Below are 19,550 nucleotides of genomic sequence, written 5' to 3' on the forward strand. Positions count from 1 at the left end.
AAAGCGCACAGCAAAAAACAAGCAAACAACAGTGACCAGAGGTCAGAACTCGTATTAAGTTATTCTCTCGTACTGCGAAGGAATAATCAAGTGCTAATTTCGTGTTAGTTTCGCTTTGGGTCTGCAATTAGATTAGCTGGGGCTCAACCACAGTTATGTGACTATAATTCTTGGAGGTTATATTTAATTTGATTTCTAACCAAATCGTAATATTTTTCTAACAATTCTGTTTTATCCCTCACTACGACGCTATTACTTTGATGTTTTTTAAACGAGGAGAAAAATTTCGTGAGATATCACTGTAGGACACTTTTAAGAGTATTTGCCTTGTGTGTTGTGTTTTTCTCTGAAAGGGCTGGTACGGCGGAAGCTCAGTCTCTTTCAGCGCAGTGGAAAGACGGGTTTAGATATGAATCGGACGACAAGAATATTTCAATAAAAGTGGGTGGGAGAATTTATAACGATTGGACCTTTTGGCTAGACGCGGACGAGGCTTTGGAGGATGAGGAGACGGGAGTTGGAGAGTTAGAGGATAGTGTGGAATTTCGCACTGCTCGTCTATATACTGCTGGGTCAATTTATAATTTAGAATATAAGGCGGAGTATGATTTTGCTGGCGGAGATTCTGAGTTTAAGGATGTATGGCTAGGTCTTAAAGGTGTGCCGCTAGTAAACAGCCTGCGGGTGGGTCATCAAAAAGAGCCGTTCGGCCTAGAGGAGCTTACTAGTAGTAGATTCATAACGTTTTTAGAGAGAGGTTTAACTAGCGCGCTAATACCTTCTTTTAATGCAGGTATTAGGGCGGAAAATGCGCTTCTCGATAAAAAGCTAGTTCTATCTGCGGGAGCATTTAAAGAGGTGGATGAGTTTGGGGAGGGAAGTGGCGATGAAAATTATAACCTTACGGGTAGAATTGCCGCATTGCCCTATTACTACCAGGAAGGAAAAAGTCTGGTTCATTTAGGTTTAGCCTATTCGTATAAGAATATTGGAAGTGATTCATTAAGGTTTCGGACACGCCCGGAAATTCACGATGCTCCGCGCTTTGTAGATACGAATGACGTAGCGGCAGAATCGGCAAACCTGGTTGGAGCAGAGTTAGCTTTAGTCCTACAATCCTTGTCCGTGCAGAGTGAATATGTTCAGGCGTTGGTAAACACGATCGATGCCTCAGATGCAGACCTCTCTTCGTTTTACGTAATGGTTAGTTACTTTCTAACCGGCGAGACTAGGCCATACAAGAAGGGCGAGGGCGTGTTTGATAGGGTGCATCCATTAAGGGATTACATAGCCAGTGAGCCTGGTTTAGGTGCGTGGGAGCTTGCAGCGCGTTTTTCGCAAATCGATTTAGAGGATAGCATTATTAGCGGCGGAAAACTTCTCGACTATACTTTGGGGCTTAATTGGTATTTACATCCCAATGCTAGAATCATGCTAAACCTTATTCATAGTGATGAGGATGATTTGGGTGATGCGCAAGCACTTACGATGAGGTTTCAGGTAGATTTCTAGTAATGAACTTCTGTAATGTTTACGAGAGTAGGTATTAAAGGATGAATTGCGTTATGAGAGCGTTAAAGCAAATAAGTGTTATGGCGATATGGTTGTGCTTTCCTGCCTTAAGTGCGTATTCCGCGCCGGCGAGCACGGATACAGGTGTAATTAAGATAGATGGCTCGAGTACCTTGTATCCCATTACCGAGGCTGTTGCCGAGGAGTTTGGTGGAGTCTCGCGGGAAGTTAAAATTACCGTAGGAGTGTCAGGAACGGGCGGTGGGTTTAAGCAGTTTTGCTCTGCTGAGACGGATATTTCTGATGCTTCTAGGCCAATTAAAGCGGTAGAGGTAGAATTATGTGCTAAGAATGGCATTTCTTATGTTGAGCTTCCCGTGGCCTTTGATGCGCTTACCGTAGTGGTAAATCCTCAAAATGATTGGGCGACATCCATGACGGTTGCAGAGCTAAAAAAATTGTGGGAGCCAGCAGCTCAGGGAAAGATTACGCATTGGAATCAAATTCGCGGCGATTGGCCAAGCGAACGAATATCGCTTTTTGCTCCAGGTGTCGACTCTGGGACCTTCGATTATTTTACAGAAGTCATCGTAGGGGAACAGCGCGCCAGCCGAGGCGATATCACCACTAGTGAGGACGACAATATCTTGGTGCAGGGTGTGGCCAATGACAAAAATGCACTTGGATTTTTTGGTTTTGCCTATTACATCGAAAATGTGGAAAAACTTAAGGCAGTAGCGGTTGATGACGGCTTGGACGATAATGGCAAGGGGCCGCAATTGCCGAGCTTGAGTAACGTGGAAGACGGCATATATCAGCCGTTAGCCCGCCCCTTGTTTATTTACGTGAGACAGGGGGCGTTAGATAGGCGTCCGGTTAGTAGTTTTGTGAGTTTCTATTTAAATAATGCCGCAGAGCTTGCAAAAGAGGTTGGATATGTTCCACTTCCCCAAAAGGTGGCTGAGCTTGCCAGAAAAAGACTTGAAGGGGTAATTACAGGCTCAGTGTATGCTACAGAACTCGCTAAAAAGCCCAATGTGAGCCTAGCAGACCTAATGCTCGATAGCCTAAATAAACAATGAGCGAATCACCGAGAACACCTTTGCGCCAGAGCACTTTCTTTTTTGGCAAGAAGCTTAGAAACGATTTGATGCACTTCTTGTTGTTTTTATGTGCCAGTGTATCTATAGCGACGACCGCGCTTACTATTATAGTTCTTGCTTATGAGGCCATAGGTTTTTTTGAGGAGGTGTCGCTTGGCGAGTTTTTTTTGGGAACGGAGTGGACTCCGCTTTTTTATAAGAAGAGTTTTGGAATTCTTCCACTGTTATGCGGAACATTTTTAGTCTCTTTTATTGCCTTGGTCGTTGCTATTCCGCTTGGGTTAATCACGGCGATTTATCTAAGCGAATTTGCGCGCCCTTGGGAGAGAGATATTCTTAAGCCATTACTGGAGATTCTGGCAGGAATCCCTACCGTTGTGTACGGCTACTTTGCCTTTCTCTTTGTGACGCCTTTACTTCGCACGGTAATTCCGAGTCTATCGGGTTTTAATGCCTTGAGTCCCGGAATTGTAATGGGAGTAATGATCCTTCCCATGGTAGCATCGCTAAGCGAAGATGCTTTATATACGGTGCCCAAGAGTTTAAAAGAAGGGGCTTACGCTCTGGGATCGCGAAAGTTGCAAGTTATTTTTAGAGTTCAGATCCCCAGTGCTTTGGCTGGGATTTTGGTTTCTTGTGTCCTAGCAATGTCTCGGGCCATGGGAGAGACCATGATCGTAACTATTGCCGCAGGTCAACAGCCGCGAATGACCTTAAATCCGTTCGAGCCAGTTGAGACTATTACGGCTTTTATCGTACAAGTGTCATTGGGCGACACGCCTCACGGGACGCTCGAATACAAGACCATATTTGCCTTGGGGGGTGCTCTCTTTGTACTTACCTATTTCCTAAACGGCATTAGTTTGTGGATTAGGGGAAGGTTTCAGCAGGTGTATAGGGGCTAGTTTGCGATATGGTTCGACGGCAGGGAAAATTCGGCGAAGCTATCTTTTATGCCACATGTCTTTTTTCCGTAGGTCTGGGTCTATTAATGCTAGGGGCCCTATTAGTTGATATTTTTGCCGATGGGTGGCATCGCTTAAGCCTTGACTTTCTTACAAGTTATCCCTCGCGAAGACCACAAAGTGCCGGGTTGTTGGTGGCTCTGGTAGGCAGCTTATATTTAATGTTGCTTACAGCTATTATCAGTCTTCCGATTGGTGTGGGAGCGGCAATCTATCTTGAGGAGTACGCTCGAAACAATGCTTTTACCCGTTTACTCGAGCATAACATAGCCAATCTTGCGGCCTTGCCATCGATAATTTATGGTTTGCTGGGCTTACAACTTTTTGTGCGAGTTTTTCACTTGGAGCGCAGCCTTTTGGCCGGGGCCTTTACCATGGCGTTGTTGGTGCTCCCGATAATTATTATGTCATCGCGGGAAGCAATTAAACGAGTTCCGCACTCTTTGCGCGAGGCAGCTTTTGCCTTAGGCGCTACGCGTTGGGAAGTGATTAGGCATCAAGTGTTGCCAGTTGCCTTCCCTGGAATTTTAACGGGATGCATATTGGCCTTTTCGCGAGCTATTGGAGAAACAGCGCCTTTAATTACTATTGGCGCTATAACCTATATGGCCTTTCTTCCCGATAGTCTTAATTCGCCTTTTACCGTCCTTCCCCTTCAAATATTTAATTGGATTTCGCGACCGCAAGCGGGCTTTCACGCTAATGCTGCGGCTGGTATAATCGTGTTGCTCGTTTTGCTGTTGGGAATGAATGCTGTAGCTGTTTTTTTACGGCGCAAATTGGAGAGGCGATATCGTTTTTAGTAGGGTGTAAGATTAGGAGATGACCAGTAGCAATTCACTAGCAGCTGAAAAAGGGAAAAAGGATGTCGCTATAAGTGCGCGACAACTAGATTTCTTCTATGGCGAAGTTCAGGCGCTTTTTAATATGTCGCTAGATATTCCAGCCAAAGCGGTAACTGCCCTAATCGGCCCCTCCGGTTGTGGAAAGTCAACTTTCTTAAGAATTCTAAATCGCATGCATGATTTGACTCCAGGCACTCGCATGCAAGGGGAAGTTTGTATTGAGGGAGAGGATATTGCTAGAAACAATATCGATTTGGTGGAGCTTCGCAAGAATGTGGGGATGGTATTTCAGCGCTCGAATCCCTTTCCCAAGTCCATATTTGAAAATGTGGCCTACGGTTTGCGCATTCATGGCCTGCGCGATAAATCTAGCATCAAGCAAATAGTGGAGAGTAGTTTAAAAAAAGCTAATTTGTGGGATGAGGTAAAAGATCGCTTGCAGGAAAGCGCATTGTCACTTTCGGGTGGGCAGCAGCAGCGGCTGTGCATAGCGCGGGCGCTGGCGGTAAATCCGCGAATATTATTAATGGATGAGCCCGCCTCCGCGCTAGATCCTAGGTCGACTGATAAGATCGAAGACCTGATTGACGAGCTGCGCGGCAAGTACACTATAGTTATAGTTACCCACAATATGCAGCAGGCAGCGCGAGTTTCGGATTATACCGCGTTTTTTTATGAGGGTAGATTAATCGAGTTTGATAGCACGAAAACTATATTTACTAAGCCGGGCAAAAAACAAACGGAGGACTATATAACCGGGCGTTTCGGTTGATAGACCTTGAGAACATGGTGTTGCAGATATGAGTAAGCATTTACAAATGGAAATAGAGGCGCTGAAAAGTAAGGTAGTTGCGCTGGGGGAGCTGGTAGAGAGCCAATTGCGACGGGCCATCGATGCCCTGGCCGCACGAGACCCTGAAGCTGCTGAGGAGGTGATCCAAGGAGATAGTGTTGTTGATGAGCGAGAAGTGGAGTTAGAGGAGGACTGCTTAAAACTGCTAGCCTTGTATCAACCCGTTGCCCAAGATCTTCGCTTTATTGTTTCAGTTTTGAAGATTAATAACGACCTGGAGCGGATAGGAGATTTAGCGGAGAGCATAGGGCGAAGAGCTAAGAGCTTTTGCCGGGGGCATGCTATAGATGTGCCGGGTGACGTGCAAACTATGGCAAAGAAAGTTAAGCTGATGCTGAGAAAAAGTCTGCTGTCTTTAGTGGAGTTGAATCCATCGCTTGCTCGAGAGGTATTGTCAGTTGATGATGAGGTAGATGTATTGCATGCTAATATGTATGCGTGGGCTCTGGCACAAGTCCAACGGATGTCGGAGCATGCCGAACAATTTTTTTTGTTGCTCTTTGTGTCGAGAAATTTGGAACGGATAGCTGATTTAGCATCGAATATCGCTGAGGATGTTGTCTATTTGGTGCAGGGAGATATTGTGCGGCACAAGAAGTCAATTTAGCTCTAGGGCCAAGTCCAGAGAGAAAGACTACGGCAGCAACAATTTCGCAGTTTTACTGCACTACCCGCAAATTCTGCGGCGCTTCCGGCGGTGGGTTCTGACCTACCACTAGCGAAACATCATGTGTACCTGCCGGGATAAAAAGACTAGCACCCTGCGTGGTCCCGCCATTTAACTTTACGCCCGTTAACCCTGGAAAGATAAATGTAACTGTTGCGCCGGCCACGTATTACCTATCTACGAAAAGCCTCGTTATCCCAGCACACGCCAAGCACCACAACCGCGCAAAAATCGCCCCAACAAGGGCTGGTGGAACATATTTGGGAATTAAGAGCTTATACCGTTTCTAAAAAGTAAGTTAAATATTTCACTTTTTAAAAACGGTATTTGTTGTTTAGTGGCAAGCACTTACGTGCTTGCTGTTTATACATTTACAAAAAGGATTTTTGTAAATGTATAAACAGCGCTCAGGATATTCAATGTCTTTTGATGCTTGCTATCGTCAGATTTGGCAAGACCAGACTACTGCATAACCTTTAATCCCGTAGGTGCCGCAGGGGGTATAGAATCGCTTGTCCCCGGCGGCGGAAGTTTCCACGTGCCGGCAGAGCTTGCTGCATATACATACCTTGTGTGCGGATCAACTGATATAGTGTCAACATTTAACGGGCTTAAATTCCCTGAAACATCCGCGAAGGTATTACCCCCATCTATTGAGCGAAACACAGATTGAGGGGCGTTAATACTGGCACGATTGATACTAACATATACCACGTCCGGGTTCTTCGGATCTACCGCAACCGCTCTGGCGCCGATATTAACCAAGCCATTAGCGGCATTTTTTAAGGTAACAACACTGCCGTTTATAATGTAAAGTCCTTTGTCTCCAGCGGCAACAAATATTTTATCGGGGTTGTTAGGATGAATGGCAATACCTCTAATGTCGTTTGAAACCACAGCAGGATATGAGCTTGGCCAGGTCTTGCCGGCATCGATCGATTTAAAAATTGTTTGCCCTTGGAAAGAGTAAACGATATTTCCGTTGCCAGGATACATGGCGGCAATGCGTCTTACAATAGGAGTCCAAGTATTCCCTTTATTTGTGCTTTTTAGATTATCGGCATAAACTATATTTGGGTCTTGGGAGTTAAACGCTATGAATTGAAAGATGCCTGCCGACCAAGTGCCTGTTCTCTTTGTATCTGGGTTGGTAGTCCATGTCGTCCCATTATCATTGGATACGGCGATAATTTGGCCGTCTTGTTTATCCAACGTATCGATCTTCCCATCGCCATTTACGTCTCTACCTCCGCCTGGATTAGGTCCAATTCCAACAACAATCGTTTGTGATCCTATAGACGGGTCGAAAGCTCCGGCGCAGGAGCGAATATCAGGAGTAGTGTCGTGACGAGCTCCATTATATGAAAAAGAGCTGCCGCCATCCATGGTGAGCCAGCCCCCATAATCATTCTCTAGCATCATAAATCTAAGGGAATTGTTCTTATCCCAAACGAACGGAGTCGTGTAAGCTTGCATAGGCTGGTATCCCACATGACCGCCAGTATACCCAGCGTTAGAATACCTCCAATTAGCGCCACCGTCAGTAGTTCTTTCAACATAGTGGTTAAAACCGCCTACGGCCAAAGCAATATTTCTATCCGTCGGGTGTGGCGCAGTGGGGCTAATATGCCAGTTCTCACGGCCAGCGTTGTTCCAGATACCATGCCCTGAACCGTTTACCCACCCGGCCGGGTTTTTTTCATCCATACTAAGAGGTTCATACCAATGGGCCCCGCCGTCATTGGTGTAGTAAAAAGTGGCCGATTTTTCGGAATAATCATAGTGATACAAACTGACATAAAGATAACTTGGATCGGCCGGACTAATGGCTATATGAAGGGCTGGGTAACCGCTGAAATTGGCAGCAGGAGTGAAGTTGCTATTTAGAGAAGAGAAGTTTTCTCCTCCGTTAGTAGATTTGTAAACACCTTTATCGTAGGCAACAGCATACATGATCAAACGATTCTTGGGATTAATAACAAAATGATTCGGATATTTGGGAAGACCAATGCCGATTTTACTGACACTGGCTCCGTTATTAGCAATTTTATACAACAAATTATTTGTCTGGCTGGAGGCGTAAAGTATGGTTGGATCAGCTGGATCAATTTGTATGTTTGGCACACTGTGGCCTGATAAGGAATAGGGAGCCCAAGAATTACCACTATCAGTGGATTTTAAAATACCTTCTTTGGCAGTGGCTGCATAAATGGTACTTCCGCTAAAGGCAAGAAGATTACCATGCCTCATCGTGCCGAAAGCGCCTTTGAAGTCGGATTGTTTGACCAGTTTCCAGTTTTCTCCTCCGTCAGTGCTTCTATGAATTCCGATAGCTGTGACATCTTCCCAACTGTGCATGCCTGAAACGACAAAAACTCTCTGAGGGTCAGATGGATCAACCGCCACATAGCGCACAGAGATGGGTAAAAAACCTTTATTTTTTTTCTGCCAACTAGCTCCACCATCTGTACTCTTCCAGATATAGCCCATATCGTTAACCATAAACGCGATATTGTGACTCGACGGCGCGTAAGCCATGTATCTAATAGATTGCATACCCTCTCCGCCGCCCACTCCTGCTGTTTTTTGCGCTTTTGTTCTTACCGGCACCTGTTGCCAGACCGGCTGCCCATAAGCAGGTAAGAGAATAATTTGAGATACTACTGCAGCAAAAAGCCAAAATCTCATAACGGTTGTCATAATGTTCCACGATATTTAATGACTGACGATAAACTTCACTTCTTCCTATTGCTATTTTACCAGAGCGCTTTTAGGATTCGCAACTATTACTCACAGACGCAAGCTAATAGCCATTAACTTTTACCAAAATAAACGCCGAATTCTAAGGCTCTCAAGTGCAGCCCTAGCTCGTTGACTCGTCTAACGAGCTCGCCCACGCAGCTCGGCTTCGCGCGGTTTTTATCTTCCCTTGTTAGAAGTGGCGCTTTTTCGGGACAAGACCACTCACTACCTCACGGCACTACCCGCAAATTTTTCGGCGCTGCAGGTGGCGGGTTTTGACCTACTACTAGGGAAACATCATGCGTACCTGCCGGGATAAAGAGACTGGCACCCTGGTCGCTACCGCCGTTTAACTTTACGCCGGTAATCCCTGGGAACATAAATGTCACCGTTGCTCCGGGCGATACGATTTTTCCCGTTTGCCCCCGCATGTAAACGCTAACATCCGCACTTGAAGTAAATCCAACATTTGACATGCTAAAGCTTCTACCGCGGCGAACGAAGTAAAATTTGTTACTCGTTCCGCTGGCGCGAAACAACGAGGCTTTGCCTTGGTAGTTTACTCCACTTAAAGGACTTACCACCGCAGCACCATCTGATTCGGTTGCGTAATCTGAGCTAGTGCTATGATCAATTCTTGCCCCCGAAAAACCAGTTCCGCTTAACCTCGTCATGTTAGCCTTGGGATGACTTATATCGTGGGGGAAAAGAACCGTAACCATACTCTTATTCCCTTGCGCATTAGTTACAAACTTTGCCTTGGGATACTTCGCCGTGTAGCAACCGTCTTCCTTTTGGGCAAAGGCGATGCCGCCGTTGGGAAAAGTGACTGCCGCGGGCGCAGTTCCATAAAAGATAGAGAGATATTCTTGCTTCTGGTTTTCGGCGGTAATCATATCAATGGTAAAACGGTACTCCTTGCCGTCTGCAATAGTCGTAGGCCCAAAAGAGTTAGGGTGCAAATGCATAAAAGCCTCCTGACTTGGACTACTTGAGTGCACCTCATCAAATAGCACAAAATAACCTTGATTCTCATTGGCTTCGGGATGAACCATTATAAAGTTTCGCTGGTGGGTGCCATTCGGAATGGCACTTCCCGAATCGCCACTGGCATAGTCAAACAAATCCGACACAAGGCCCTCCTTCACTCCATTAGTGACTATGCCAAATATCTCGTTCGTTCCGATAGTAATCGTATTTTCTGACTTGGGATCTTCTCTAAACCAATTCCACGGCCACACGATACCAGTAGTATTGTCTTTGCAGGACTCACCCCATCTGGCATATCCGGCATTTACTAACATGTACTCCCCAAACCCCATGATATTAAGGTTGTTTGGCTCCTTACGCGAATGTTGCGACGTTCGCGTCTGTGACCAGAGGGCACCCATTAGGGATTGCCTTGAAATATTTCTCTCCCAAAAGCCCGCACCTCCCTTAAAATAGATTTTGCTCGTAGGTTTAAGCGGTGATGGCAGCGGGTTTTTCATCAGAGAGTAAGTATAGAGCGTGTATTTGGGGCTTCGCTTTAACTCGTTTACCATCCAAGCAGAATGTCGGTTAATCTCCTCAGACCACCTCTCCGATATCCACAATAGTAGGGATTCCCCCATACCATTGGCATCGTAATGGCCAATTCTTGCCTCGGCGAAAACCGTATGAGTCAGAGGTGGACTTGCGCCAAAGTGAAAAAGCCAATCATAAAAATCCCTAACCCGCGAATCGGCGTAATAGTTTCTATGCCCACTAAAGGTTACGATATCAAAATATATCCCCGTAGCTAAGCTATTTGGGAACTGATGCCGAGTCCAACCATACATCGGGCCATCGTTAAAAAATCCATCCGAAGATATCATCCCGCCGCTTCCAAATATGACATCGTCGTATTGATTAATGTAAGTCAATACTCCGCTGGCATTTTTCTTATATATATTCCATACCGCCTCTGCGCCCGGACTAAAAGTTCCCACCCGAGGAACTTTATTGGTGTCGCAAAGACTATCAAGAGTATTTTCATATTTACTCCTGGTAATGGAATCGATCTCATCGTAGAAAATATCTAGCCCAGTTAAGGACATGATAAGCCCATTAGTGCAGGGCTTCGTGCCAAAATTCATCTCATAGGGTAAAGTAACCGTACTCCAGGCGTCCATCGCAGTCTTAAATCTTGGAGTATAAATGCCTTTATTCGCCGGATCTAAAATATAAGCTAATGAGCAGCCGTTAATAACCATCGTAATATCATCGGCAATCTGATGGGCTTCTACACCACTTCTAATAACGTGACTCTTACAGTCACTAATTGCCTTAGTCTTCCAATCCGACCAAGGAGCACTTGCCGCTCTAGTCCGCAATTCGGCATAGCGATCTTTAGTAACAATAATAAAGGGGTGATCGCCATTTTCACTTTCGTCAAAAGCCGCTATGCAATCTGGATCGGCAGGAAAATCCTTCTTCCCATCCAGGTCGTTATCTATGCCATCCGAACACCGCGGAGTCTCCACCGCCTGCGCCAAGCTAGGCACAACTACACTTAGAGCTAAAGACAGCACCCCCGCAAAAATTGCGCGCACTGCATCACCCGCAAAAACATTGACTAACATCTCTCTACTCCATTTTGAATGAGGGAAAACCTATACCTCTCCTACAAAGGCTTCGCCACTATCCTAATCCTGACCCCGTCCTCACTGCACTACGTGCAAATTTTTCGGCGCCGCCGGCGGCAGGTTTTGACCTACGACTAGCGAAATATCATGAGTGCCAGCGGGAATAGAAACCGTTGCGCCCGAAAAAGTCTGGCCGTTAAGGTTAACGCCTGTAAGCCCCGGATAATAGAAAGTAACATTTGTACCCGGCGATATTATCTTGCCCGCAGTATTTTTCATATAAACGCTAACATTGGCCGCCGAGCTAAATCCGCGCCGTTGAGATGTTCCATCATTAAAGGACGTTCCCTGGCGCACGAAATAGAAAGAAAGCAGACCGTTGTTAAGCCGATAAGCGCTGGCCTTCCCCTTAAAAGAAACTAATCCATGCTGGACTGTGCCGGTAGAAGAGTTTGCGAGGGCAAAGTCGAGTATCGAGTTTCCGTGATCGATACTTGCACCGGTAAAACCGTTCCCTGAAAGGCGAACCATATTGGCCTTGGCGTGAGTAGGGTCATGGGGAAACAAAACCGTCGCGATATTGGCCTTGCCCAAAGCATCCGTAGCAAAAGTCGCATCGAGATATTTATTTATGATATAGCCATCGCGCCTCACCCATACGCTATCCTTGAGCAATACGCTCTGAGCTTTTGGGCTAGTTCCTAAAAAGATGCTAATAAAAGTATCCTTAGTTTGGCGCTTGAATGGGCCGTTTATCTTCCATTGATACTCTTTTTCGCTGGCAATGGTTGTGAAGGAGTTAGAATTGGGATGTAAAAGCACATTAGCCGTTGTTAGCGCCGCACTGATTGCGTTAACCTCGTCAAAGAGGAGCCAATAGCCGTTTTTTCCATCCTGCGGATGAATGAAGATAAAATTGCGCTGATGTTTGCCGTTAGGAAGAGCTTTGCCCGAATCCCCGCTAGCGTAATCTAGGCCAGCGGTCACAAAGCCTTCGGTCACGCCCGCACCAGGCACGGGCGAGATTGAGGGTGGAATATCTGCAAGGTGATCTTTTCGGTCGATAAGCACCGTATTCCCCGAATTAGCATTTCTAGCTATCCATGCGCGATCAAAACCTCCCGCATCATACACGCTCATGGCACCAGCATAGCCCGCATTTACCAAAAGGTATTCACCGTAACCTATTAGGTTAATGCTATTAACTTCCTTATGTGTATGCCACTCGGAATTTGTTTGGTTTAGCATTGCGCCCATTAAGGACAGCTCCGATGAATTCTTTTCCCAAAAAGCCGCGCCGCCATCATTAAAGATTTGACTGGTGGGCTTTTGCCCAGGGGGCAATTGCTTGGTCATAAGTATGTAGGTAAATAATGAGGCTTCGGAATTCGGCAATGCGCCATTTACATACCATGATGCCAGCGCTGCACTTTCAGCCGAGTATCTGTCTAAAAAATAATTTCTACCAGCGTTAAATGTAATAGCATTTTCAGTGTCGCCAAATACCGTATGGGTGCGAAATGGTGTAGTTCCAAAAGTAAAAAGCCATCGGTTAAAATTGCGCATGACCGATGTAGAATAGTAGCTGTCCTCTCCCGTATGCTCCAAAACATACCTGGTGTACACCTTCGCTGCCCGGCAGCAGTCATGTCCACCAGCTAATCGCTGCCAAGAATAATTAATACCAGCGGGATAAGCTCCATCGGCAGTAACATACCGCGACTCGGCTAGATTCCCATCGCCGGGAGGAAATATCTCTTTGCGATACAATTGTTTTAGAGAATCAATTCTAGCCCTATCGCCCTTAAATAAGGCAAACGCCAGAGGCGCTCCATAGCGATTGAGCGGCCAGTTCCAACCGTTTTGGGCTGCCGCCAAAATATTTTCGGCATTGGTGCGCTCGGTAGTTGTTAAATCGTTATAGATAATATCTAATGCCACTACCGACATAAAATAAGCCGAACCGCCGAGAACCGTATCGGCCCAAACAGCATGATCGAGCGTCGGATAATGCGTGGACCAATGCGAAATTGTATCCCTAATTTTATTTTTATAAGTTACTCTATTTGCTGGATCGACGATGTAGGCAAGTGCCGTGTAATTCATAATCTTAATCATAGCCTTGGACTTATCGATTTTTGTTCCAGCAACAGGATAAGTTAAACTATTTGCCATGGAAATAGCCGTGGCCTTCATCTCTTTCCAGGGTGGCTGAGACGCGCGCCCCTGAAGCTCGGTAAATTTGTCCTGTTTTACAATTAAGAAAGGATGCTCTGCGGCAATAGCTGGGGCTGAAAAAGCTAGGGCAACTACTATTGCAAAAAACCACAGTCTTCTGGTTGTCTTCATAATATACTAAGCCTCTTTAACTAAGGATAAATGGGACTGTCGGGAAGCTAGCGTTTTCCAATCAACCGCTTGCGTGGTTTATTTTTTGTCTCTTTTGAAAAAACATCCCCTTATTATTGTTTTTAGTTTATAGAGAATTTCATGCTCTATAAACCCAGTGCTACGCACTGGCAGGCGCCTTCGGCGTCTGCCTTTTAGGGCGTGTCGGAAGACACGCCCTAAATATCTTTCATTTTTTCTCTGGTTATTTTACCAGCTAGCCTCTTGGCTTTTCAAGTATTAATTACATGGCTCAAGTTAAGTGCCTTAAATGAAAATGAAAATTAGCGGCGTACGCTTGAAAAAGTTAGCAACTTGAACGACGTTTAAGGGCGGGTTGGACAACACGCCCTTAAAACCTTAGCTCCGCGAATACTTCCGCACTTCAGGTCTACTAGTGCCTTGTTCGCCTCCCCAAGTGCATAAGTTTGCACGTGTGGTTTTAATGGAATTTGTGCCGCTACGGGAAGAAAATCCTCTAGATCAAAATGCGTTACATTGGCGACAGATTTAATTTCCTTTTCCATCCATAAGTGTTTTTCGTAGCAAAGGTTGAGCAAATATTCCTTGTCGGAATCTTGTTTCCGGATAGCGTTAATAACCAGTCGTCCTCCGGGCTTTAGGTGGGTAAGTGCCTCCACGACTGGCTTCCATGCCGGCGTAGTATCGATTACGGCATCGAGCTTTTGCGGCGGAGCTTCGGCAACATCACCGGCCCAGGCCGCACCGAGCTCTAGGGCAAAAGCCCTTTCCGTAGCATCTCGCGCAAAGACAAATATAGAAGAGTGGGGGTATAAATGTCTTGCTAATTGGAGAACCAGGTGGTTTGATCCGCCAAAGCCCATAAGCCCGAGAGCGTTTCCATCTTTAAAATTTGCCACCAATTTTAAAGCGCGATAACCAACAGCTCCCGCACAAAGGAGCGGTGCCGCTTCGATATCTGAAAAGACGTCAGGTATTTTATAGGCGTAATCTTCGCTAACGCACATAAACTCAGCATAGCCACCATTAGCGTCTCGTCCGGTGGCCTTGAATGTATCGGCAATATTTTCGGAAGAGTCTCCCGTAGAAGAAAAAATCCAACCAACACCAACCCTGTCTCCAATTTTAAATTTTTGCGGCTTTGCATTTGAGGCAACCACGCGGCCAACTACTTGATGGCCTGGTATGATTGGCAAGAAACTAGGAGGAGTTCTCCCCTCGATAATATCTAAGTCAGTGTGACAGACTCCACAGGCAGATACTTCAATTAGGATCTCGCCTGCTTTGGGCTCGGGAATGGGAACGTCCGCAAGCGTAAGCGGCTCGCAATTGGTTTTTAGAGATAAGGTTCGGTGGAGCAACATGGCTTTCATGATGAGTAGGCCCTGCAAACTATCGCCCCGCGCTAAAATGGCATCCCAGTAATGCCGCCGCATTGGCTAGTGCAGCATCTCTCGTCCATAAGCGCAAATGGGAAATAAGGCACGAAGCTAATAGATGAGCATCGATCCAGCCAATGCCTTTCCCAGTAAGTTTTCGCTCCTCAAGTAGCAGCAGCACCTCAACGTGACTGGCTATCTCAGCTCTTGCTATTTCTGATAGAAGTTGCAAGACCATATTTCGGTTCCTAAGATTTCCGCAGGCCAGTTCTCCGATGACGAAGTCATGGCAGGCAACCTGTCCATCTCTGAGAAGAATAGATAAATCGTCGTTTCGCCGACGAAAGTGATCTACCCAAACCGATGTGTCGACCAAAATCACTGCGCCTTTCCGACTCGACGTCTCGGAGCAACTTTAAGCTGGGGCTGCGTTCCTCCAAGTTCTGCAAGCCGCCGGCTACTTTCACGGGCAATTAATGCCTCTAGGCCCATGCGAACTAATAAAGTTTTCTCCTTAACTCCTGCTAGTTGCGAGGCTCTTTTGAGAAGTTCGTCATCAATGTTAAGAGTTGTTTTCATATGTATACATATGTATGCTATATACATATCTGTCAAGTGTTTTTATTGCGGTTATGTTGGGGTAGTATGGGCTATCAATAATTTTTAATGATCCGTAAAATGTGTATAGTGGCCGAATTGTGAAAAGCTGTGTGTGGCTAGTTGCTTCTTAGAGAGATTAATTAATAATGAGCGAATATATTCTTTGGTTTAAGGAAATTAGTTATCAAGATATCGCGCGCGTGGGGGGCAAGAATGCGTCTTTAGGGGAGATGTATCAGCAGTTAGTGCCTAAGGGTATTAATATCCCTAATGGCTTTGCGGTAACTACTGGGGCTTATCGCTACTTACTCGGACAGAGTGGCTTAGGCGAAGAGATTAAAAGTGCACTTAAAGGCCTTGATACTTCCGATATCGAAAACCTACAGCAAAGGGGCAAGAAGGTGAGGCGTCTAATTTTACATAGCGAGATGCCTAAAGTTGTAGGAGAGGCCATATGCGGTGCTTATCGCAGGCTTTGCCTAGAGTTTGGCCAGGAAAATTTAGATGTGGCGGTAAGGAGTTCCGCCACGGCAGAAGATTTAGTGGAGGCTAGTTTTGCTGGGCAGCAGGAGAGTTATTTAAATGTAACTGGCGAAAGGGAGCTGCTTCAGGCCTGCATGCGCTGCTTTGCTTCGCTATTTACGGATCGCGCAATATCTTATCGGGTGGACCAAGGTTTTGATCATTTCTCGGTTCAGCTTTCCATTGGCGTGCAAAAGATGGTGCGAAGTGACCTAGCGTGTTCTGGGGTGAGCTTTTCAGTTGATACCGAAAGTGGGTTTAAAGACGTAGTCCTAATTACCGGCACCTATGGGTTAGGGGAGACCATAGTGCAGGGTCAAGTAAATCCCGATGAGTATTTTGTTTTTAAGCCAACATTAAAGCAGAATTTTAAGCCCATTATCTCAAAGACGCTTGGCAGCAAAAAGACGATGATGATTTACGGACAGCGCGACAAAGCAGCTACTGAAGTAGTGCGCGTTGAGCGCGCTAAACGCGCAAAGTTTGTTTTAAGCGATGAGGAGATAATTAAACTTTCCAAATGGATGTGCGAGATAGAGGAGCACTATAGCAAGCTAAAGGGCAAATACACGCCGATGGATGTTGAGTGGGCAAAGGATGGGAAGACTAATGAGTTATTTATCGTGCAGGCTCGCCCCGAAACGGTAACTTCTCAGCGCGATGTGCTTAAGCTCAAGCAGTATAAACTCTTAGAAAAGGGACCGCTACTTGCTACTGGTAGTGCTATTGGGCAAGGAATAGGGCAGGGAGCGGCGCATGTAAGTCACTCCGCTACCGAGATTGAAAAATTTAAAAAGGGAGAGGTGTTGGTGACGAGTTCTACCGATCCGGATTGGGAACCCATCATGAAGGTGGCTGCGGCGGTAATTACGGACCATGGCGGGAGGACGAGCCATGCTGCCATCGTGAGCCGCGAGCTGGGAATTCCCTGTGTGGTGGGGACGGGAAATGCAACGAGCAAAATTCAATCGGGAGCGGAAATTACCGCCTGTTGTGCTGAGGGCGATTTGGGGAGAGTTTATGAGGGATTGTTAAAGTATGAGGAGAGCGAATGCGATCTTAGCAAGCTTCCTGTCACAAGAACTAAGATTTGTCTAAATGTCGGCTCACCCGACAATGTGTTTGCGGTATCGTTTTTGCCAAATGATGGCGTTGGCCTTGCGCGCCTGGAGTTTATAATTTCAAGTTCAATAAAAGTGCATCCGCGTGCTTTAATCGAGTTTGAGAATATTGAGGATGCGGAGGTAAAGCGCGAAATAGATCGTTTAACTGTTGGCTATGATAAGAAGCAAGATTATTTCGTAGATAAGCTTGCACAAGGTGTGGGAAAAATTGCCGCGGCCTTTTATCCCAAGTCGGTGATCGTTCGCATGAGCGATTTTAAGTCAAACGAGTACGCTCATCTCGTGGGTGGTAACTTATACGAACCTCATGAAGAAAACCCCATGATTGGTTGGCGAGGTGCCTCTCGTTATTATAGCGAAGGTTACAAGGATGGATTTGGCTTAGAGTGTCAGGCAATGCTTCGCGTGCGCGAAATATTTGGCTTAAAGAATCTAAAGCTAATGATTCCATTTTGTCGCACGGTAGAAGAGGCAAAAAAGGTAATTGAGTGCATGGCGCAGTATGGCTTAGTGCAGGGAAGGGATGGCTTAGAAATTTATGGAATGTGTGAAATCCCCTCCAATGTCCTGCTCGCAGATGAGTTCTTAGATGTCTTTGATGGCTTTAGCATAGGGTCCAATGATTTAACGCAACTTACCTTAGGTCTAGATCGAGATTCAGAGCTCGTGGCGGATTTGTTTGATGAAAGAAACCAGGCGGTAAAGAAACTAGTGCGGGAAGTCATTTCGGTTGCCAATAAAAAGGGAAAGTATATCGGCATCTGTGGCGACGCTCCCTCCACTTACCCCGATTTTGCCACTTTCTTGGTAGAGGCAGGAATCGGTGCTATCTCACTCAGCGCCGACGCCATCGTAAATACGCGCATTGCCATAGCAAAGGAGGAGGAGCGTTTGGCGGTTAAGTCTTGATACCTAGCCGCTAGTATTCATAAAAATTTGCATCGACATAAACCTGTAAAGATTGCAGCCATTTAGTCGCTGTTTTTTTATGATAGGCCGTAAAATACACGCTTGTATATTACGATCCATCATAATATACTAACGAAATGGAACGCTATTTGACATCTAAGGTCATAGAGGATCTTCAAATAAAGATGGTGTTTGTTGGTGGTCCGCGACAGGTTGGTAAGACAACTCTTGCCAAGGCAATTCTAGGTGGGACAGCAGGTTATCTAAATTGGGATATTCCATCTGGACGTGAAGCGATTTTGAAGAGAACTCTACCGGACTCCAATATCCTAGTATTTGACGAGATACATAAGTATAGGAAGTGGCGAAATTATCTCAAGGGCATCTTTGATGAGTTTCACCCGGGAAAGAAAATTTTAGTTACTGGCAGCGCTCGACTGGACCTATACCGTTTCGGTGGAGATTCACTACAGGGAAGATACTATTACTTGCGATTACATCCTCTTTCGTTTGCAGAAATCGGAGGGGATAGCCAAGATGATCTTATGCAGCTTTTTGAATTGGGTGGGTTCCCCGAGCCATTTCTTAGCGGTTCTAAGGCTCGAGCGAGAAGATGGTCAACTGAATATCGCAATCGGTTGATTAGAGAGGAGATAAGTGAGCTTGAGAACATTAAGGACCTAGGGTCGCTTGAGATGCTAATAACTGCATTGCCTGAGAGAGTCGGTAGTCCTCTTTCTATTAATTCCCTAAGAGAAGATTTGTCGCTTAACTTTCAGACTGTTTCTAGGTGGATAGATATATTGGAGCGCATGTACGCAGTTTTTCGCGTTTTGCCCTTTGGGGCACCAAGGATTCGCGCGGTAAAGAAGGAACAGAAGCACTACCACTACGACTGGTCACTAATTCGAGAGCCAGGGGCTAGGTTTGAAAATATGCTAGCTTCACATCTCCTAAAATGGATTCACTTTCAGTTCGATACAGAAGGTAGGGAGCTCGAGTTGCGGTATTTTAGAGATGTAGACGGAAGGGAAGTGGATTTTGTCGTAGTCGAAAACAAAAGCCCCATCCTATTGGTAGAGAGCAAGCTTGCGGATGATTCTGTATCACCATCATTAAAGTACTTGGCCGGTAAATTCCCCGGTGTGGAAGCCTGTCAAGTGTCGCTTAACCCCAAAAGGGAGTTTGTAACTGATTTGGGACTAAAACTCGTTTCAGCAAGGACATTTCTTAAATCTTTAATCTAGAATTGCTGACCCAAAACGCTTCGCCCAGAATTGCTGGGAAAATAGGTTAAATAATAGGTTAATATTATTATTGTTTTTATCCTTAATGAATGCCTTACTTTAAGTA

At 45.7% G+C, this 19,550-nt stretch carries 15 protein-coding genes; 8 read left to right on the forward strand and 7 right to left on the reverse strand.

Annotation, left to right across the window (positions count from 1 at the left end; all coding sequences use genetic code 11):
- The first annotated feature begins 288 nt into the window (after positions 1-288).
- From IT291_11235 to phoU, 6 genes are read left to right on the forward strand one after another with little or no spacing between them, the layout of a single operon-like run.
- Entirely contained in the window at positions 289-1,512 is a 1,224-nt protein-coding gene (locus tag IT291_11235) for a hypothetical protein (GenBank protein ID MCC6221802.1), read from the forward strand.
- Positions 1,513-1,565: 53 nt separating this feature from the next.
- A complete protein-coding gene (locus tag IT291_11240) occupies positions 1,566-2,594 on the forward strand; it encodes a PstS family phosphate ABC transporter substrate-binding protein (protein MCC6221803.1) in 1,029 nt (342 codons plus the stop codon).
- Positions 2,591-3,520, forward strand: a complete 930-nt coding sequence (pstC, locus tag IT291_11245) for a phosphate ABC transporter permease subunit PstC (protein ID MCC6221804.1) — start codon at positions 2,591-2,593, stop codon at positions 3,518-3,520. Before IT291_11240 ends, pstC begins: the two co-directional genes overlap by 4 nt.
- Positions 3,521-3,528: 8 nt before the next feature.
- Positions 3,529-4,383 carry a phosphate ABC transporter permease PstA gene (gene pstA, locus IT291_11250; protein ID MCC6221805.1) on the forward strand — a complete coding sequence of 285 codons (855 nt, stop codon included), beginning with the start codon at positions 3,529-3,531 and terminating at the stop codon, positions 4,381-4,383.
- Between the two features lie 19 nt (positions 4,384-4,402).
- On the forward strand, positions 4,403-5,197 hold the full coding sequence (locus IT291_11255) for a phosphate ABC transporter ATP-binding protein (protein ID MCC6221806.1): 795 nt from the start codon (positions 4,403-4,405) through the stop codon (positions 5,195-5,197).
- 28 nt (positions 5,198-5,225) lie between these two features.
- Positions 5,226-5,885 (forward strand): phosphate signaling complex protein PhoU, encoded by a 660-nt coding sequence (gene phoU, locus IT291_11260; GenBank protein MCC6221807.1) that lies wholly within the window; start codon positions 5,226-5,228, stop codon positions 5,883-5,885.
- Between the two features lie 52 nt (positions 5,886-5,937).
- Here the strand turns inward: phoU and IT291_11265 are convergent, their stop codons facing one another.
- From IT291_11265 to IT291_11295, 7 genes are all read right to left on the reverse strand, one after another.
- On the reverse strand, positions 5,938-6,111 hold the full coding sequence (locus tag IT291_11265) for a hypothetical protein (protein ID MCC6221808.1): 174 nt from the start codon (positions 6,109-6,111) through the stop codon (positions 5,938-5,940).
- A 296-nt stretch (positions 6,112-6,407) separates the two neighbouring features.
- A complete protein-coding gene (locus tag IT291_11270; protein MCC6221809.1) occupies positions 6,408-8,645 on the reverse strand; it encodes a hypothetical protein in 2,238 nt (745 codons plus the stop codon).
- Positions 8,646-8,917: 272 nt separating this feature from the next.
- Positions 8,918-11,290: a hypothetical protein gene (locus IT291_11275; GenBank protein ID MCC6221810.1), complete on the reverse strand. Its 2,373-nt coding sequence runs from the start codon at positions 11,288-11,290 to the stop codon at positions 8,918-8,920.
- An 81-nt stretch (positions 11,291-11,371) separates the two neighbouring features.
- Entirely contained in the window at positions 11,372-13,642 is a 2,271-nt protein-coding gene (locus IT291_11280; protein MCC6221811.1) for a heparinase II/III family protein, read from the reverse strand.
- A gap of 365 nt (positions 13,643-14,007) precedes the next feature.
- Positions 14,008-15,036: a zinc-dependent alcohol dehydrogenase family protein gene (locus tag IT291_11285; GenBank protein MCC6221812.1), complete on the reverse strand. Its 1,029-nt coding sequence runs from the start codon at positions 15,034-15,036 to the stop codon at positions 14,008-14,010.
- Positions 15,037-15,055: 19 nt separating this feature from the next.
- Positions 15,056-15,424 (reverse strand): type II toxin-antitoxin system VapC family toxin, encoded by a 369-nt coding sequence (locus tag IT291_11290; GenBank protein ID MCC6221813.1) that lies wholly within the window; start codon positions 15,422-15,424, stop codon positions 15,056-15,058.
- Positions 15,421-15,621 (reverse strand): type II toxin-antitoxin system VapB family antitoxin, encoded by a 201-nt coding sequence (locus tag IT291_11295; GenBank protein MCC6221814.1) that lies wholly within the window; start codon positions 15,619-15,621, stop codon positions 15,421-15,423. Before IT291_11295 ends, IT291_11290 begins: the two co-directional genes overlap by 4 nt.
- A 167-nt stretch (positions 15,622-15,788) precedes the next feature.
- On the opposite strand from IT291_11295, the gene ppsA reads away from it, so the two are divergent.
- Positions 15,789-18,197: a phosphoenolpyruvate synthase gene (gene ppsA / locus IT291_11300; protein ID MCC6221815.1), complete on the forward strand. Its 2,409-nt coding sequence runs from the start codon at positions 15,789-15,791 to the stop codon at positions 18,195-18,197.
- 137 nt (positions 18,198-18,334) lie between these two features.
- Positions 18,335-19,444, forward strand: a complete 1,110-nt coding sequence (locus tag IT291_11305) for an ATP-binding protein (GenBank protein ID MCC6221816.1) — start codon at positions 18,335-18,337, stop codon at positions 19,442-19,444.
- The last annotated feature ends 106 nt before the right edge of the window (positions 19,445-19,550 follow it).

Source organism: Deltaproteobacteria bacterium, from assembly GCA_020845775.1.
Classification (GTDB): domain Bacteria; phylum Bdellovibrionota_C; class UBA2361; order SZUA-149; family JADLFC01; genus JADLFC01.

What these genes read in the sequence shown, in the direction of transcription:
- IT291_11240 (MCC6221803.1), top strand. Translation starts at nt 1,566, where the DNA reads ATGAGAGCGTTAAAGCAAATAAGTGTTATGGCGATATGGTTGTGCTTT.
- phoU (MCC6221807.1), top strand. Translation starts at nt 5,226, where the DNA reads ATGAGTAAGCATTTACAAATGGAAATAGAGGCGCTGAAAAGTAAGGTA.
- ppsA (MCC6221815.1), top strand. Translation starts at nt 15,789, where the DNA reads ATGAGCGAATATATTCTTTGGTTTAAGGAAATTAGTTATCAAGATATC.
- pstA (MCC6221805.1), top strand. Translation starts at nt 3,529, where the DNA reads ATGGTTCGACGGCAGGGAAAATTCGGCGAAGCTATCTTTTATGCCACA.
- IT291_11295 (MCC6221814.1), bottom strand. Translation starts at nt 15,621, where the DNA reads ATGAAAACAACTCTTAACATTGATGACGAACTTCTCAAAAGAGCCTCG.
- IT291_11275 (MCC6221810.1), bottom strand. Translation starts at nt 11,290, where the DNA reads ATGTTAGTCAATGTTTTTGCGGGTGATGCAGTGCGCGCAATTTTTGCG.
- IT291_11280 (MCC6221811.1), bottom strand. Translation starts at nt 13,642, where the DNA reads ATGAAGACAACCAGAAGACTGTGGTTTTTTGCAATAGTAGTTGCCCTA.
- IT291_11305 (MCC6221816.1), top strand. Translation starts at nt 18,335, where the DNA reads ATGGAACGCTATTTGACATCTAAGGTCATAGAGGATCTTCAAATAAAG.
- IT291_11255 (MCC6221806.1), top strand. Translation starts at nt 4,403, where the DNA reads ATGACCAGTAGCAATTCACTAGCAGCTGAAAAAGGGAAAAAGGATGTC.
- IT291_11270 (MCC6221809.1), bottom strand. Translation starts at nt 8,645, where the DNA reads ATGACAACCGTTATGAGATTTTGGCTTTTTGCTGCAGTAGTATCTCAA.
- pstC (MCC6221804.1), top strand. Translation starts at nt 2,591, where the DNA reads ATGAGCGAATCACCGAGAACACCTTTGCGCCAGAGCACTTTCTTTTTT.
- IT291_11285 (MCC6221812.1), bottom strand. Translation starts at nt 15,036, where the DNA reads ATGAAAGCCATGTTGCTCCACCGAACCTTATCTCTAAAAACCAATTGC.